The 17,210-nt window shown below is 28.0% G+C and carries 14 protein-coding genes and 1 pseudogene; all 15 read right to left on the bottom strand.

All coding sequences use genetic code 11. The features are described 5' to 3' along the window. A pseudogene (locus tag LF845_RS06265) lies at positions 1-1,837 on the bottom strand (TrlF family AAA-like ATPase); the annotation flags it as partial. A gap of 3 nt (positions 1,838-1,840) precedes the next feature. Then, positions 1,841-2,944, bottom strand: a complete 1,104-nt coding sequence (locus LF845_RS06260) for a restriction endonuclease subunit S (protein ID WP_242820149.1) — start codon at positions 2,942-2,944, stop codon at positions 1,841-1,843. A 24-nt stretch (positions 2,945-2,968) separates the two neighbouring features. After that, positions 2,969-3,865, bottom strand: a complete 897-nt coding sequence (locus LF845_RS06255) for an ORF6N domain-containing protein (protein ID WP_242820148.1) — start codon at positions 3,863-3,865, stop codon at positions 2,969-2,971. Between the two features lie 54 nt (positions 3,866-3,919). After that, positions 3,920-5,350: an RNA-binding domain-containing protein gene (locus LF845_RS06250; protein WP_242820147.1), complete on the bottom strand. Its 1,431-nt coding sequence runs from the start codon at positions 5,348-5,350 to the stop codon at positions 3,920-3,922. A gap of 148 nt (positions 5,351-5,498) precedes the next feature. Beyond that, entirely contained in the window at positions 5,499-7,034 is a 1,536-nt protein-coding gene (locus tag LF845_RS06245) for a type I restriction-modification system subunit M (protein ID WP_242820146.1), read from the bottom strand. A 461-nt stretch (positions 7,035-7,495) separates the two neighbouring features. Then, positions 7,496-7,840, bottom strand: a complete 345-nt coding sequence (locus tag LF845_RS06240) for a hypothetical protein (RefSeq protein WP_242820145.1) — start codon at positions 7,838-7,840, stop codon at positions 7,496-7,498. 1 nt (position 7,841) lies between these two features. Beyond that, entirely contained in the window at positions 7,842-8,219 is a 378-nt protein-coding gene (locus LF845_RS06235; protein ID WP_242820144.1) for a hypothetical protein, read from the bottom strand. Between the two features lie 16 nt (positions 8,220-8,235). Next, positions 8,236-8,712 (bottom strand): hypothetical protein, encoded by a 477-nt coding sequence (locus LF845_RS06230; RefSeq protein ID WP_242820143.1) that lies wholly within the window; start codon positions 8,710-8,712, stop codon positions 8,236-8,238. Between the two features lie 228 nt (positions 8,713-8,940). Beyond that, positions 8,941-9,669, bottom strand: a complete 729-nt coding sequence (locus tag LF845_RS06225; RefSeq protein ID WP_242820142.1) for a hypothetical protein — start codon at positions 9,667-9,669, stop codon at positions 8,941-8,943. Positions 9,670-9,747: 78 nt separating this feature from the next. Continuing rightward, the gene (locus LF845_RS06220) at positions 9,748-10,272 is read right to left on the bottom strand and encodes a hypothetical protein (protein WP_242820141.1); all 525 of its coding nucleotides are present in this window, start codon (positions 10,270-10,272) and stop codon (positions 9,748-9,750) included. A 46-nt stretch (positions 10,273-10,318) separates the two neighbouring features. Further along, complete coding sequence (locus LF845_RS06215) at positions 10,319-10,483, bottom strand: hypothetical protein (protein ID WP_242820140.1); 165 nt, start codon at positions 10,481-10,483, stop codon at positions 10,319-10,321. 1 nt (position 10,484) lies between these two features. Further along, positions 10,485-11,036: a hypothetical protein gene (locus LF845_RS06210; protein ID WP_242820139.1), complete on the bottom strand. Its 552-nt coding sequence runs from the start codon at positions 11,034-11,036 to the stop codon at positions 10,485-10,487. Positions 11,037-11,656: 620 nt separating this feature from the next. Next, positions 11,657-14,596, bottom strand: coding sequence for a type III restriction-modification system endonuclease (locus LF845_RS06205; protein WP_242820138.1), 2,940 nt, complete (start codon positions 14,594-14,596; stop codon positions 11,657-11,659). Next, a complete protein-coding gene (locus LF845_RS06200; RefSeq protein WP_242820137.1) occupies positions 14,596-16,437 on the bottom strand; it encodes a site-specific DNA-methyltransferase in 1,842 nt (613 codons plus the stop codon). Before LF845_RS06200 ends, LF845_RS06205 begins: the two co-directional genes overlap by 1 nt. A 1-nt stretch (position 16,438) precedes the next feature. Next, the gene (locus LF845_RS06195) at positions 16,439-17,206 is read right to left on the bottom strand and encodes a DUF4391 domain-containing protein (protein WP_242820136.1); all 768 of its coding nucleotides are present in this window, start codon (positions 17,204-17,206) and stop codon (positions 16,439-16,441) included. Between the last annotated feature and the right edge of the window lie 4 nt (positions 17,207-17,210).

Below are 17,210 nucleotides of genomic sequence, written 5' to 3'. Positions count from 1 at the left end.
TAATTGATTCTTTTCTTTTTTCTTCAAGTTTTTCTTTTTCAGCTTCTTTTTCTTTAATTTGTTTTAATTTTTCTTCTTGTTTTGATAAAAGTTCATTTTTATTTTTTAATATTTCTATATTTTTTACTTTTTCTAATAATGGTTCAATTTGTTTTTTTAAATTATTTAATTCACTATTTTTTTTTATTATAAAATTGTCTATTTCTTTTATTTCTTCTTGTAAATATTTATTAAATTCATTTTCAATTCTACTTATTAAAGTATTTGCATAAATGTTTAATTGTTCATATTTTTCAGTAATTTGATTAAATTTATATGTTTTTTCAAATTTTTTAGTACTAAGTAGCTCTTTATAATCTTCTTTTTGTTTAGAAAAATTATTTATTTCATTGTTTAGCTTTTCTATATTTTCTTTAATAATACTAAATTGGCTAATTTCTTCTTCTGTCAAACCTCCTTTTTTGTGGAAAACTTTAATTTCATTTTCTATATCTTTTATATATTTTTCTATTCCTGCTTTATCTCCAAGATTCTTAATTTCTTCAACTTTTGTATTTAATTGTTGTAAATTTTGTATTAACTCATTTATTTCATTACTTATATATCTATTATTTTCATTTATTTGACTATCTACACTTTCAAAAAAATGTTTAATATTTTCATCATTTTTTAAAATATTTTCTATCAATCTATCAATTGGACTTTGTTCTTCATCTTTTTCAACTAATCTATTCAAATAAGATTGAGGAATATATATTATTTTTCTATAATTATCTCTTTCATTATTTCTTCTATCTTCTTTTTCATCAATCCATTTAACTGTAAAATTATCAGTAAGAGCTTTACCATCTTCATATATTTTATAATCTTTTAAGTTAGCTTCTTCCAATCTATTTTTTACTTCATTTGGATTTATTGTTCTTGCTATTTCTCTAAGTAAAATAGATTTTCCAGTAGATTTGCCACCAATAATAACATTTAAATTTTGATTTAAATAAATTTTTTCATTAGTAAAAGTTTCTTTTGAATCAATAAATTGAACATAATCGATTAAATTATATGGGTCTTTTTGCTCTGGTTCTTCTTCTTGTATCTTAACTCTATCTCCTGGTTCATAAATAATTTGTTTTAATCCTTCAAAAGTAGGATCTGCTTTTATCCAGCAATTTGTTTTTAAATTATATTCTTTAATATTATGATTATCAGAACATAATATCATTGGCTTATGTCCAATATTAGGAAAAACTTTTTCAATATATCCTTTTTCATCTTCTTTTTTTCCTAGTTCAAAAATATCAACAAGAGAAACTATATCTTTTTTTTGAGCCATTGTATGAGGTAATGCATTTGTAATACATTCAATACTCGAACTTTTTGTTCCTGCATGGATGGTTATCAAACCTCCTAGTTCATGAATTAAATTAGTAGTTTCTTCTAAATCACAATAAACTTCCTCTACTTTATGATCTTTACCGTAAATTTTAGAAATATTTGTTCTATTTTTTAATTGCTCCCAAATGTAAGTGAGTCTTTCTTTATCTTTAATATCAAATATCCCAATAAAATGAATCGGTTCTTCCCCCCTACTATCAGATAAAAACTCTATTCCTGCCAATACTGTTATGTTATTTTTCAAACCTAATTGATATAAATTCCAGATTCTTTCTACATCTATAATATGGTGATCAGTAAATACTACTACAGAAATATCATTTCTTTTTAAAATTTCAATAATTTCATCATTAGTAACAGATTTATTTTTATAATCATAAGATGATGGAGAATGAACATGTAAATCCCATTTTCTCCATTCTGAGCCTCTTGGATAGATTGTCATAATTCACTCCTTATTTTTAACTATAATTTTTCCATTCATAAGGTTTGGTAAAAGTGTATTTCTTAAATTTTCAAGGGTGCAGATTTGTCTTTTATTTTGTTTTATGTTATTAAACAAATTTTCACTAAAAATATAAAAATTTTCAATTAATTCTTTATTTGGCATAAAAATTTCTAAGTTCTTTATGTCTGATTGTCTAATTAATGGTTGCGTGCTACCAACATTCATTTCTTCTAACTTGATTGTTTTTAAATAAAAGTAAATAAAATAAAAAAATTCTTTTTCTTGAGGCATGATTATTAATGTATTATCAGATAACCAAACTCTTCCTTCTGAAATAAAAACATTTCCCAGTGTTCCAACACGTCCAGTAAAAATTAATTTTTCATCATATAAAAATTTATTAGTTCTTCCAATTTCACCATTTGCCCCCAATACAGGATAAAAACCATTTACAGAATACTCTTCTTTTTTTAATCCCTTTCCTGAAGCTATTCTGATTAATTCTCCCAATTTCACCTCTTCCCAATCCTCTTTTGCCTCTTCTATAAACCACTTTCTAAAAAGTGTCTCAGCCTTTTGTTCAAGTGTTTGATTTTGGCGATGCAGAAGGTCTATCTTATCATCAAGAGATGAAAGCACAGAGGCTATGGCTTTTTGTTCGTTTATATCTTCTGGGATTAATGTTTCAATGCCTTCTAAGTCTTTCTTAGAAATAGAACCAAAAACAGTTCCTCCTTCAAAATTTAAAATTTCATTTTTTAAAAACTTTAACAAATAATACAAATATAAAGTAATACTATGATTATTGGCTCTAATAGCTGCTAATCCTCTACCTATACATATATCTTGATTGGCAATATTTATATCACCAACAGGAGCTCTTACACTAAATAAAACATCACTTTTTTTTGCTATTTTAATTGGTTTTGAACAATACATATCTATTTTTGGGAATCTATATCCAAAAGTTCTATTTCCTTGTAAAAAAGGTAATCCATCGCCTTTTTCATTATAAAATTCAGATTTTGGGGATTGACCCATTATAATTTCAGCCACCTCCCCCAGCTTAACCCTTTTCCATCCTTCAGGCAGTTTCTCATTCATTTTTCATCCTTTATCCTTCATCCTTCATAACTCATAATTCAACCTTCTCCCTTCATCCTTTACCTTTTCCAAAATTTTCAGTCCTTCCTTATTCATCTTTGAAAAGGCAAATACTTTTTTGCCTAAGTCTTTTAGTGACGCGCCAATGTGATAAACATCTTTATTATCTATTATCAAAAATCTATCATGTATATTTTTGAGTTCCTTTACTTCAACAGGTTGGTACTGAGCATTGTGTTTTTTCAGGTCCAATTCAAGTTGTTTTGTTATTTTTCCCACGTATATAACGGCTTTTACATTGGAATTTCTTTTTGTTAATAATGTAAACACGCTTTCATCTATGTAATTATCTATCAAAATAATAGATTTTTGTGCTAAACGAATTAAATCGCAAACAAATTTATAAGCATCAAAAATTTGACCGTTAAAAAATATTCCCTGAGTTGGTTGTTTTTCTTTATTTTCGAGAGCATTAAATATGGCATCAAATTTTTTATCATGATCGGCTAATTTATATTCAACTTTTTCTAATCGAGCAAAAATTTCAGCATTTTTCATTATAAATTTTCTCATAGCCACAAATGCTTTCATGATTTTTATACTCATATCTACTGCGGTTTTGCTTTTCAATACCGCTGAAAGCATTGCTACTCCTTGCTCAGTAAAGACATATGGAAGATACCGTCTCCCACCCCAACTTGAGATCACAATTTGTGATCTTAAAGCCTCGTATTCTTCTTTTGTAAGTTGAAACATAAAATCTTCAGGAAATCTTTCCTTATTTCTTTTTACTGCTTGATTTAAAACTCTAACTTCTACCCCATAAAGATTTGCTAGGTCACTATCAAGCATTACTTGAACACCTCTTATGGTATGAATTTGGGTTTTAATGTCTTCAATTTGTATTATTTCTTCGTCCATTTCTAACAGGTCCCCTTATTATTTAAAAATTCCTTTTTTTATCCTTCCTAATTCTTAATTCTTCAAAACATAATATGTGCTTCTACCTTTTCCTTGTCTTTGAATAAGATTTTTTTCAACTAATGATGTTAATGTCTCATATGCTTTAGTGTTTTGAACATTAAGAATTTCAGTTGCTTTCTTTCTTGTGATTTTTCCATTATCTAAAACATAAAGCAATATCTCTTTTTCTTCCAATGTTAATCGTTCGTAATCGTTCGTAATCGTTCGTAATCGTCCGTAATCGTCCGCAGTTTGTATGTTTTCTACCTTTTGAATTTCCGGATTATAATTTATTTTTCTAAAAGTTACCCTAAAGGAAATGCCCGGCTCACTCCATTCAAATTTTATTTCCGGATATTTTCTTAACTCCTCAGCTATTAATCTTAATCCGTTTCCCCATTGTTCTATAATACCGAGCTTTTTAAATACTGATGCAAGCACTTTATTTCTTATGTCAGACTGGCCGGATTCCATATCGTCAAAATCAATAGTAGGCATTAATTTACCCGGACTTGTAATTTCAATTTTATCGTCAAAAATGGCAATTTTTATATCTTTGCCCTTTAAAGAATAGTCTCTGTGAATTACAGCATTTCTTATAACTTCACGAATGGCAATAACCGGATACTCCCACCTGTCTTTCCTATAAACTCCCTCATAGGTTGAGCCTTGAGAAATATGCCTTAAAACAAATTTATAGGCTTCTTCTGCTTGAAAACTCAAAGGGTCATCAATAGTCTTTTGGTCAATAAAATCTCCGGGTATAGTCCCTTTAAACCTTGCACACTCTATTTTTGCATACGGGAAAAGTTTATTTCTAATTTCATCGTTTGATAATAATATTAGAGCGTTTGTGGGGAATTGTGTATTCTGGTCTGTAATTATTAGATTTATTTTATTTAAAATGGTTTTGTTTAATTTTTCACCTGTAATTTTTTCAAAACGACTGGCAAAAAGTGAAATATCCAATTCATCCATACGTTTTGAATATACAGGCAACGAGTCAAATGATATGCCTTGCTTTTGTCTTTCTAATTCCTCAATAATCTCTTTATTGGCAAGACGATTTGTTGAACCAACTCTGATAAAGGTTCCGTTTTCTTTTCCTTTGCTTTTAAGATAATATGGTGGAGTATTGCCCTTAAAAATTTTAACTATTACAACATATTTTCCATTGTGATTCGCAAATAAAATTTCCGGCAAAATAGGAGGATAGCAATTATCATGAATGGTATTACTGATTTTTTCTTCTATCTGTAATAAATCTTCTTCAGGCACTCCAATTACTTCTCTCGGATTGTCTTTGATACCAATATAAAGTTCACCACCGGCATCATTGGCAAATGATATAACGGTTTTACATAAATCAGATTTATTTGGTAACGTTTCTTTAAATTCAAGCTTTCTGTTTTCTGGTTGTTTTATAATTTCATCTAATTTCATCTATTTCCCTATTTAAATTAAAAACTTTTTATTGAACTTACATCTAAATCAACCTGTTCCAAAATTGCACAGGTTTAATTTTTATAAAATTTCAAATGTTTCCAAAATAGAAACAGTATCCCCAAAATTATTAACTGATTTTCATCCTTCATCCTTCACCCTTCCTCATTTCTATTTTTTCCAGACTTTCCAGTATTAGTTTATTTAGTCTTTCTTCTTCTTTTAACTGCTCTAAAAACTCGGCTTTTAATTTTGTAAATATCTCTTCAAAGTCAAAATCATCTTCCTCATCAGGTAGCCCAACATAACGACCCGGTGTTAACACATAATCAAGATTCCTAACCTCTTCAATGGTTGCAGATTTGCAAAACCCTTTTATATCTTCATAACTTCCATCTTCTTTTTGCCAATTGTGGTAAGTGTCTGCAATTTTTCTTATCTCTTCTGGGGTTAATACACGATTTCTTCTGTTTATTAATTGCCCCATGTCTCTTGCGTCAATAAACAAAATTTGCCCTTTTCTTGTAGTTTTATTTTTCCTTATAAACCATAAACAAGCCGGTATCTGAGTGTTTAAAAAGAGTTTTGCAGGAAGATTGACAATACAGTCTATAATATCATCCTCTATCATATTTTTTCTTATTTCATACTCTGCAGTTTGTTTGGTGGTAAGAGCACCTTTTGCCAAAACAAAACCGGCTTTTCCATGAGGGGTGATGTGAAAAGCAAAATGCTGTATCCAAGCATAATTTGCATTACCTGGGGTTGGAATGCCATATTTCCATCTCACATCAGCTCTCAAAAGCTCTCCACTCCAGTCACTGTCATTAAAAGGTGGATTTGCAATTACAAAATCAGCCTTTAAATCTTTATGTGCATCATTTAAAAATGAGCCTTCCGGATTCCATTTTACTTGAGTGCTATCAATTCCTCTAATAGCAAGGTTCATTTTACAAAGTCGCCAGGTTGTTTGATTACTTTCTTGTCCGTAGATTGAAATATCGTTTATTTTCCCTTGATGTTCTTTAACAAATTTTTCTGATTGAACAAACATTCCACCACTTCCACAGCATGGGTCAAATACTCTTCCACGGTAAGGCTCAAGCATCTCAACCAAAAGTTCAACAACGCTTCTTGGTGTGTAAAACTGCCCGCCTTTTTTCCCTTCAGCCAAAGCAAACTCACCCAAAAAATATTCGAAAACATGCCCTAAAATATCCGAAGTTTTCTCTTTTGCTTCATTAATCGCAATATTGCTGAAAAGGTCTATCAAGCCGCCAAGATTGATAGGGTCGATATTACCTCTTGCATAAACTTTTGGTAAAACACCTTTTAAGGATGAATTTTCTTTTTCTATAAGTTCCATTGCTCGATCAATGACTTTTCCAATTTCCGGGTCTTTTGCTTGAGCTTTTAAGTGGCTCCACCTTGCTTCAGGTGGTATATAAAAAACATTTTCAGCTAAATATTCATCTTTATCTTCCGGGTCTGCTCCACTATATTCCCCTTCACCTTTTTTGAGCTTTTCATATAAATCTTCAAAAGCTTCCGATATATACCTTAAAAAAATAAGCCCTAAAACAACATGCTTATATTCTGCTGCATCAATATTTTTTCTAAGTTTGTCAGCTGCTTTCCAGAGACTCTGTTCAAAAGATTCTATGTTTTGTTTTTTCTCTGCCATACAAATTTCCTCATTTAGTTTATTTTCACAAAATATATTACCATAATTAACAAAAAGATACAAAATTAATTGTAAATAAATTTTAAACTTATAAGAAACCATAGCATATTAAGAGGAGTTTAAGCATATTAAGAATATTTATTATTGTGACTTTTTAGTGCCTATTTAGTTCCCAAGATGTAAGATGGTGAGTAATATGTTTTATTTATGAATGTATTATGAAAAATATGGCGGGAGTGTGAAGGAATCGAACCTAATTTTAATATATTTTTATATCAATTTAAATATAGTTATATGTATAATAAGATATTGGTATTAAATAACTTTTAAGATTTTTATAATTAATTTAAATTGACGAAAAAAGATAAATTTTGCAGAAAACTGTCAGAAAACTGTCAGAATTTTTTTACTAATTTTTTTTTGAAATCAAAAGAAAAGGGAGCAAAAGCTCCCCTTTTTGGTTAATCTTCAAAATCTTTTTCGGACAAATTAAAATAACTAACAGGCAATATTTCTTCTGCTTGTGTTGCAAACTTGTTATACGCACGTGTTAAAATAAAATAGAACGAATAATATACTCTTTTTAAACCTTTTGTTACATTTTCATTATTTTTAAGTTGCTCTAAAATATTGAGTACAATAGTTTGTAAAGCTTTAATTATTTCAACTTTTTCTTTTTTTTCTTCCGTTCTTTGTATACGTGCTATCCCTTCTATTAAAATCAAAAAAATACTATCATTATCAATTTTTTGCTTAAAATACAACTCTACAATTATTTCGCTTAACACATTAATTGCTGTTTTCATTTTATATCTCCTTACATTTAATTGTTTGATAAAAATAATATTTTATTTCTGCTCCTGTTTTTACTTGTTCTATAACATTACAACTTAAATAAATATCTGCATTTAATGTAATTGTACCTAATTCATATGTTTTATCTTTTTCTAACTCATTGCTAACACAGTCAAATTCTTTTGATTGTATAATATTATCTACAAAATTTTCAGGATAATAAGCTTTATTAATTTTATATTTTAATATTTTTATTGTACTTATTGTATCGCTTACTTTTAATACTTTAAACAAGCAATACTTTAAATCAGCTAGTTTATTAAAATTATTATCTTCTTCATTTTTAATAAATAATTCTACATTGTTTTTTGTTGCTAAAAGCTGTTGCATTAGTACACCTCTTTTTTTAGTTTAGTAAAGTAATAACAAAAAATATAACATTTATTACAAGTATAATATAACTATAATTTAAAAGCCGTTTTACATTATTTTTATATTGTATTATGTTTTCATTTTTTACACTATTTATTTTAGCTTTAAACAGATTAATTATATTTTCAAAATCTTGTATTTGTTTATTTAATTTATTTTCGTTTTTATTTAAATTTGCTAAACTAACATTTAGCTTTGTATTAAAGCTTTCTATTTGTTCATTGATTTGTTTATTTATATTATGAATTTGTAAATTTACAGTAGTATTAAAATTTTTAATTGTATTTTCTACATTTTTTATCTCTTCCATTTTATTACTAAATATATAATTTTGTGTAGCTAAAAATATTAAAAATAGATCGTCGTCTTCTATTTTTATATTTAATTCTTTTAATAATTCTTTTAATTCGGTTTTAAATATTTTTAGTTCGTTTAAATCTACAGTTTGCATTTTAAGTACCTCTAAAAAATTATTTTAACTATAAAAAACGGTATTAATAAAATAACTAATAGTACTGAAAACAGAATCATATCGAAAATTAGCATATGTTTGAACGTTTTAAAAACAACATAAAGTTGGAAATATTTGTCGCCTACGTAAACATGCTCATACATAAACTTTTTTATACCCCTTTTAAACTGTAACAATTTAAGTTTTAAGTTATTTAATAGTTGCATTTTATTCCTCCTCTTCCTCTTCTGCTTCTGCTTCTGCTTCAAGTTCGTCATTTATATCAATATACATTGTTTTTTCTTCATTTTCAAAAATTGTCATATTTATTAACATTTTTTCAAAACTATTAAAACCCAGTGCTTTTGCTATGGCTTCCATTTGTGTGATTGCATCTATGCTTACAGTATTAAGTTCGTTTTCAACTTTATCTATGTATGAACTTTTAAAGTCATTGATAAATTTAGATAAATTAAATTTAATAGTATTTTTGTCGAACTCTTCTATATATTCTTTGTAGTTTTTTATAAGCGTTTCTGTTACTTCCTTTACAAAATTTTCATCTATCTCTCTGTTAATATCTCTAATCTTTTGTTTTTGCTCACTTTCAGCTTTCCAAAAAGCGATAAAATCTGCATCGGTTCGCAACACTGTTACAAGCTCAGGGAAATATAAGCTTGTTAAAACAATACCGTCTGTGCGATTTGTTGCTTTGTTTGTATTATTAAGTAAACAACTAAAAGCTACAATTAAGTCTTGCTCATTAATATTTTCGTGTAAATAAATTTCTTTATTATTATAAATAAAATAACTACCTATTTTTTCTTTTAAAAAATTAATTGCTTCCTGTTTTTTTTGTTCAAATATTTGTTCAGTATTATCATTGCTTATAAAAAAACCTTTTATAATTATTATACTTATAGCGATGATTGTTGTATAAATTAACCAGTTTTCCATAACTTAACTCCTTTGCTTTCTTTCTAAATATACTGTATTTTTTAACAAAAAAACTAATAAATCATTGATAATAAAATATCATTTATCAAACAAATCAAACAAGTAAATTTTTTGATTAATGCCTTTACTTATATAAAATTTGTTCGGTAACAAAAATATTTGGTATTTATAAAATTCATTGTCTTTTTTAATATCAATTTTTGTAGCTGTTACTAAATAGTTATTTGTGTTTAAAGTGTATGAAACAGTATAGAGTTTTAAGATAATAGGATTTCTAGCTAAATACTCAAACAATTTATTAAAGTTTTGCAATAATACTTTATTAATAAGATTCAAGTCTTTATCGTATATAAAGATAACTTGGTCATATGTTATAAAAGAGCCATAAGTCAAATATTTTATTTCATATTTTTTTACATTATCAATATATATTTTGTTTATAGTAGTATATTCACTTGTTTTATATATTTTATAATAATAAGTAAGAGAATCATTCTTATACACCGTCTCTGTGTTTTCAGGTAAATTTTGAATAATATTTTCAATGTACGGGTCTTGTTTAAGTGGATTTTGCATTGTAGCAAAACTTATATTAACTAACAAAAAAGTAAAAATAATTACAAAAATATATATTTTTTTACTAAGCATTTTATAAATCCTTTAACTTGTAATAATTATTTATATACATTTTTAATAACTCGCTCAGTACATAATTAACTGGCAATTTTTCCTTTTTGCAAATTTTTTTAAACTCTTCCGCAACTGCTTTATTAATAGATACAGTTGTATAATTATAAGTATACTTTTTTTTCATATTACCTCCTGTAAATATATGGTATTAAAGGTAAATTGTCTAATTTTTTAATAAAATCATTTAATTCGTTTTTATACTTAGCAATTCCTTCATTATTAACTACAATGTGTTTAAATAAATACTTTAATGTATTATGTATTTCATTATTTTTTTTGGTTTTATTAGTTAAATGATAAAGTATAGTATTTTTTTCATTTAAAGTTGTGTTATTCTGCAAATAAATTGTAAAACTTTCCAAATTATCTACATGTGTTTCATATAAAGTATATTTTTGCATTAATATTTTTAAAATTTCTGCAAGTACTTTAAATTCTTCGTAGTAATAAACTCCGTCGCTTCGAAGCGTACTGCCAAAATGCAATTTATAATTTAAAAAAACTTTACCTTTTTCGCCTGTTTTTTTATTACTTTTTAATTTTGTATATTTTAAAGTTAAATTATTGTCAGTATAAGTGTCATACAACACACCTAACCGTGGCTCGTAATAATGTCCATATTGCCCTAACGATCTACTAGTTATTTTGTCTGCTAAAATTGCTTTAATTTTTTTCATACAGCACCTCTGCTTATTTTTATTTTTTTGCTTTGATAATTATACTGTAATTTTTTAATAAAAAATTAGTAAGTATTTGATAAATATAAGTTATTATCGATGAAAATATATTAATAATATAAATAGAGAGAGTTACTTTAAGTTTGGATTATTATTTTAAGATTAAGGAAAAAAGACAGCGGATTAATGAGTTAGGTGAAGTGAGAAGAAAGAAAAGGTTACTTGTAGGTTAAAGGAGTAAAAAATGGGGTGACGGCAGGTTTTTTGTTCTAAAAGTGTAAGGGTTATACTACCTTATTATAATCTCTTTTTTTAAAGTATAACCTCTATACTCAATCGGTGTCCAGTTTTCTTAGGGTTAGTATATTACCAGATACTCACCAAGTATTTCTATACCCACATAAGGGCAGTAAATGGCTTTATTTTGGGAGATAGTATAGGGATGGCTTTATAACATTGCTAACCGAAAAATGTGTTAAAACGGAAAATATGGCTTTTGGTGCAATATTGCATTCTACTGCCATCACCCTTGAAGCGTTTTTACAGAGCATCTGACTTTTTAACTTTCTAACGTTTTAACGGTTCAATCTTCCAGCTTTTAGCTCTTCTGCTATTTACTATTAACGTTCTATAAGTTTTTCAGCGTCCATTATCGGAGCTTTGAATTCTATACCAGTGTTTAATTCTTTAAAATGTTTTTCCGCACATTCGATTTTCAATCGCTCTTCTAGTCTTAATAACTCTATCTTATCAATACCTTTCGTTTCCGCTACAAAATAAAGCTTTTCTTCACCATCCTTTTCAATTACAACAGCCCAATCAGGATTGTACGTTCCAAGCGGTGTGTCTATTTTAAACCAGGAAGGTAGCTTTACGTATAGTTTTACGTTTTCAAGACTTTCTAATTTTTCAGCAAAACTTTTTTCAATATCTGAGTCATATAATACATAGTCATAAGGCGATTTTGCACTTTCCAAAGCATTATCATTTAGATAAGCTAACAGCTCTTCATTTTTAAATAATTCGACAGCGTAATAGTCATCTATTTTATAATACTTGATCCCTTCAGTCACAAAGAGTCTTAAATCTCTTTTTATTATATCAGCTACTTCTTCTATAAATTTCTGAGGATTAATTTTAAAGTCTTCAAGCCTATCTGCACTTATTAAAATATCTACCAAAGTTTTTCTGGTAAGATTTGTTTTACTTTGTAGAACAGTCAAAATATCCGGCAATTTGGCGACAGTATATATATTTTGAACATCTTCTTTTACCAAATTAGCCGATACTCCTGAATTCCTATCAATATTCACTTTAGATTTTTGCCCTATTATTCTTGGGGATTTTAGCTTTGGCATTTTTTTAATTTTTTCCACGCATCTTTCTATTAGCTTTTCACTGTCAAAGTCAAATAAATAAATAGTTTTTTGTTTTATTTTATTCCATAAAATGTTAAAATCTTCACTATCCAAAATAGCTTTGTTTAATTTAATTTTATTTTTTTTGCTTGCATCTCTAATTGGAAGCTTACTTGCCCTACGATTTAATTCTCTTATTACAGATGGATACCAGTTATTAAATTCAGGACTTAATTCAAGACTGCCACTTTTTAAGTCACTTACTAACAATGATGTCATTTTTCCATTATTGTCTATATAATTTTTGCTCTTCAATAGATTGTAAAGTCTTTCTGAATCATCATAATCCATTACAATCTCTGCTCCTTCTTCATCCACAGATAGAAGTCCGGCAAAAACATGTTTCTCAATGACACCAAATCTAATACCAACATCTTTTTCTATTTCATTTTGTAGTTTTTCAACAAAGTCTTTATAAGATTCATTGGCTACTACAGTAAGAACATTAATATTTGACTCTTCAACTCTTTTTCCGGTATTATCTACAGCAAGCCTTAAACCTCTCCCTATTTCCTGCCTTTTTGAAACATAAGTTCCAGGATTATCCTTTAGAGTACATATTTGAAAGACGTTAGGGTTGTCCCAACCTTCCCTCAAAGCTGAGTGAGAAAATATAAATTTTAATGGTTCATCAATGCTTAACAATCTTTCTTTTTCCTTCATAATAAGGTTATACGTGCTATAATCTGATTCATTCATTCTATTTTCTTTCGTGTCCTTAAATCTTCCACTTTTATCCTGTGCAAAATAACCATCATGTATTTTTTCTACATAAGTATCAATATTTTCAATAGAACTAAATAGCTCTTTATATTTAGGTTTACTTGCAGCTTTTTTAAATTCTTCTTCAAACATAATTGCATATTTTCCATCAATAACATTGCCGTCATCATCATAACTTCTATAGTTTGCCACCCTATCGATAAAAAAGAGGCTCAATACTTTTATACCTTTGCCCCTTAATTTAAACTCTTTATCCAAATGTTCCTTAATTGTTTTTCTAATCATAAATCTTTTTATTTCATCGTCGTCAATATCACCTACTGATTGATTTAGATAAATTCTAATACCGTTTATTTCAATATATTTATCATCTTCACCCCAGCTAATATCTTCTACCTTATATCCTTTGTAAATAGATCTTTCTCCAGAAATTTCATAGAGGTCATCACCCAATTTAACAGTCTTACTTGTCCTTTTAATTTTTCCCTTGTTTTCCAAATCAATCTCTACTTCAGCTTTTCTTTCACTTACACTAACCAATTTGATGTATGGAGTATTAAAAGATTCGTCTGATTTAACTGAAAATACCTCAATTCTTTTTACAAGCTTCTGCTGGTATGCATCTACAGGGTCAAGCTTATAAACCATGTTGTATTTATCTACATGGGTCGCTGAATACCTAAGAGTGCATAATGGATTTAAAGAAGATATTGCTTCCTTAGATTTAGCTGTTGTATCTACACTTTGAGGTTCATCAATTATCAATATAGGATTTGTTTCTCTTATAAAATCTATAGGTCTAAGCCCACTAAGTCTATCATTTGGTCTATGTATTATATTAGCTTTGCTTTCTTTTTCAGGGTCTTCAAAACTTTTTCTAAAAGCATCAATGTTTATTATCATTACTTGAATATTGCTTGATGTTGCGAAATTTCTAACTTGACTCAGATTTGACGAATCGTAAATAAAATAATCTAAAGGTGTTTTGTCATATAACTCATCAAAATGTTCTTTTGTAATTTGAAGAGATTTGAAGACACCTTCCCTAATGGCAACAGAAGGGACTACAATTATAAATTTAGTAAACCCATATGCTTTATTTAATTCGTAAATCGTTCTCAGGTAGACATATGTTTTACCTGTCCCTGTTTCCATTTCTACTGTAAAATTAAGTCCATCTAACTTTTCACTTCTTGGAAGTCCATTCCTCATCTGAATTTCTTGGACATTTTTAAGAATCTCTTCTTCTATAAGCTCTAACCTATTCCCAATCCCTAAATCTTTTATTACTATCCCTATAGATTCTTGCATACTAATTGTAAAATTGGATCCTGTACGGCGTTGACCTTTAAATATGTCAACTACAGAATTTATCGCATCAATCTGATATTGTAAGTTAGCATTAAATTGCAGCTTCATTAGATACTCCTTACATCAATGATGCCTTGTTGTTTTAGGTTTTGAATTGCATTTAATTTATCCGCATCGCTTTGAAAAGCATTATCTCTAAAAACTACCCTTGTTTCCACAAATTCTGATTTATGTTTTGGGATTTCATCCAAAATATCTTTTGATATCTCATCTTCAAGACATACCAGTAATGCACCTTTGGCAACATTATATATTTTATGTTTATTCACTTCTATTTCTTCAATTGCAGTAGTTAACTCAAAACCTAATTTAAGCAAGATTTCAAATAATACATCCTCTTTAGCCCTATCTTCTTTAATATTGTTCACCATATCAAGAAGATATTGGACAGTGTTTTCATTACTATAATCAGGATCCCACGTTTTTATATTTGAATCATCGAGCTTAAACACTTTAAAGCCGATATCTAAATCCGTTTTTCCTGTTTCCTCGACAATCTTATCGCCTGCACGACGGATGCGTTCTTTTCCGATTTCGCAAATATTTTTATAACCGGCTTTATATGCCTCTGACTTTTCATCAGTATTTTCAGGTAACTGCACTAAAATAAACTTTAGTTTTTTATTGTTTTCAGCATTAAATTTAATCACTGAATGCGCAGTAGTAGCTGATCCGGAGAAAAAGTCCAAAATAATATCTTCATCCCCATAAGTACCTAGTTCTAACATCTTTTCTATTAATTCAACTGGTTTAGGGTTTTCAAAGATGATCTTATTATCAAATAGCTTCTTTAATAATTGTGTTCCATTAGTTGTTGTTTCAATTTCTGTCCATAAAGTTTTTGCAACTTTTCCTCTTTCTATTGCCTCATACATAAATCTTTTGCGCATAGGTGCACCTTCACCAGTAAGACCAAATACAATTCTATTATCTGCTAATAACTCTTTAAACTTTTTGTAATCATTTTTCCAACTACAACCTGGATTTGGTCTATATACAACCCCTGTTTTTGGATTTACTATCTCATATTGTTGATTCGGTCTCCAACCTCCAACCTGAAATGGATCAGCTTTCCAAGGTCCTCTTGGATCGTTATCAGGGTTTATAAATCCTTCCCCATCTTCTTTAAATCTAAATTTTTCCCTATTTTTAATATAGAAATCAATCTCTTTACAGTAAACTAAGTTATAAGTATGGGAGACTGAAATTAATGCAGTATTTGTTACTGATTTAGTTGAATTCCAAATAATGTTACCAATAAAATTATTTTCACCAAAAACTTCATCACAAATTTTCTTTAAATTTGCCTCTTCATTATCATCAATGCTGATAAAAATAATCCCATCTTCTCTTAACAAATTCCTAGCCAACTTTAATCTTGGATACATCATATTTAACCAATCGGTATGAAATCTTCCGTTTGTCTCTGTATTTGCTTGGCTTGTTTGATGAGTCATTTCTTTATAATTTTTAATATTGTCTCTAAAATCATCTTTGTAAACGAAATCATTACCGGTATTGTAAGGTGGATCTATATAAATCATCTTTATCTTGCCAAAGTACGCTTTTTGCAAAAGTTTTAAAACTTCGAGATTGTCACCTTCAATATAAAGATTTCCTGTTGTATCCCAGTTTTTACTGCTTCCTTTATCAGGTCTTAAAGTTCCCATCGATGGAGTTTGAGATAGTCTAACTGCGTTAGTCTTTCCATACCAGGTAAATTCATACTTCTCATCTGATTTTTCTATTTCATCCCCAAGAATAACCCTTAACTTTTCAAAATCTATTTTTCCTTCGGTGACGACTTCAGGGAAAAGCTTTTTTAATATTTCTATGTTTTCATTTGTTAAATCGAGAGATTTGCCATCCATTTTCTTGATTTCATCCATATTACCACCTCGTTTTAATTTGATTTTTCAAAGAGACAATATCATCTCTTAATTGAGTAGCTTTTATATTATATTCAGCTTTTTTATTAAATTGCGATTCATTTTTTATCATATTTTTTATATTAGCAAGCTCTTCTTTTAAAACCTTAACTTCTTCTATCAGCGATTTAATTTTTTCTTTTTCTTCAAAACTATCAAACATTCTAAAATCATTAAAAAATTCAACATTGCTCAAAACATATACTGCATCATCAATATATGCATATAAATCATAGAAAGTTGTAAAAGGTAAATTGGCAAATTTTAAAGAGTTTATAAATTTCTGTTCTATATTGCTTATTTTATTTAAATCTATCCAATGAGTAAAATTTATAATACCAAATACAGTTTTGTTTTTGTCAACTTTGTTTAACCTTTTATGAGCTGTCGATATTAATATTTCATTTTTATATGAAAAAACTAAGACTATCGGGTTTGGGATAGCATAATTTAGTAGCTCAGCAATCTTTTGAATCTTTTCTTTTTTTCTAATTTCAACTTTTATAAATAAAACTGATTCATATATTATTTCATCATCAGTGTATGGTTGAATATTTACATTGTATTTATTTAATACATTAACAATTAGGATTTTTTCAATAAATTCTGAAATAATTTTTTTATCTGTGGTATTTAAATCGATTTGTTCAAATAACAATTTTTTATCAATTTTTTTATTAATTGGCTTAACATTATTATTTAACTCTATAATTTCAAAAAAATCAGTCATTAAG

The sequence above is a fragment of the Deferrivibrio essentukiensis genome, assembly GCF_020480685.1.
Taxonomy (GTDB): domain Bacteria; phylum Chrysiogenota; class Deferribacteres; order Deferribacterales; family Deferrivibrionaceae; genus Deferrivibrio; species Deferrivibrio essentukiensis.
Note: the sequence above shows the minus strand (reverse complement) of the source record. Positions and strands in the feature narration are given on the sequence as shown.

Excerpts from the sequence above, each read along its gene's own strand:
- LF845_RS06260 (WP_242820149.1), bottom strand. The coding sequence starts at position 2,944 with ATGAATGAGAAACTGCCTGAAGGATGGAAAAGGGTTAAGCTGGGGGAG.
- LF845_RS06255 (WP_242820148.1), bottom strand. The coding sequence starts at position 3,865 with ATGGACGAAGAAATAATACAAATTGAAGACATTAAAACCCAAATTCAT.
- LF845_RS06250 (WP_242820147.1), bottom strand. The coding sequence starts at position 5,350 with ATGAAATTAGATGAAATTATAAAACAACCAGAAAACAGAAAGCTTGAA.
- LF845_RS06245 (WP_242820146.1), bottom strand. The coding sequence starts at position 7,034 with ATGGCAGAGAAAAAACAAAACATAGAATCTTTTGAACAGAGTCTCTGG.
- LF845_RS06240 (WP_242820145.1), bottom strand. The coding sequence starts at position 7,840 with ATGAAAACAGCAATTAATGTGTTAAGCGAAATAATTGTAGAGTTGTAT.
- LF845_RS06235 (WP_242820144.1), bottom strand. The coding sequence starts at position 8,219 with ATGCAACAGCTTTTAGCAACAAAAAACAATGTAGAATTATTTATTAAA.
- LF845_RS06230 (WP_242820143.1), bottom strand. The coding sequence starts at position 8,712 with ATGCAAACTGTAGATTTAAACGAACTAAAAATATTTAAAACCGAATTA.
- LF845_RS06225 (WP_242820142.1), bottom strand. The coding sequence starts at position 9,669 with ATGGAAAACTGGTTAATTTATACAACAATCATCGCTATAAGTATAATA.
- LF845_RS06215 (WP_242820140.1), bottom strand. The coding sequence starts at position 10,483 with ATGAAAAAAAAGTATACTTATAATTATACAACTGTATCTATTAATAAA.
- LF845_RS06210 (WP_242820139.1), bottom strand. The coding sequence starts at position 11,036 with ATGAAAAAAATTAAAGCAATTTTAGCAGACAAAATAACTAGTAGATCG.
- LF845_RS06205 (WP_242820138.1), bottom strand. The coding sequence starts at position 14,596 with ATGAAGCTGCAATTTAATGCTAACTTACAATATCAGATTGATGCGATA.
- LF845_RS06200 (WP_242820137.1), bottom strand. The coding sequence starts at position 16,437 with ATGGATGAAATCAAGAAAATGGATGGCAAATCTCTCGATTTAACAAAT.
- LF845_RS06195 (WP_242820136.1), bottom strand. The coding sequence starts at position 17,206 with ATGACTGATTTTTTTGAAATTATAGAGTTAAATAATAATGTTAAGCCA.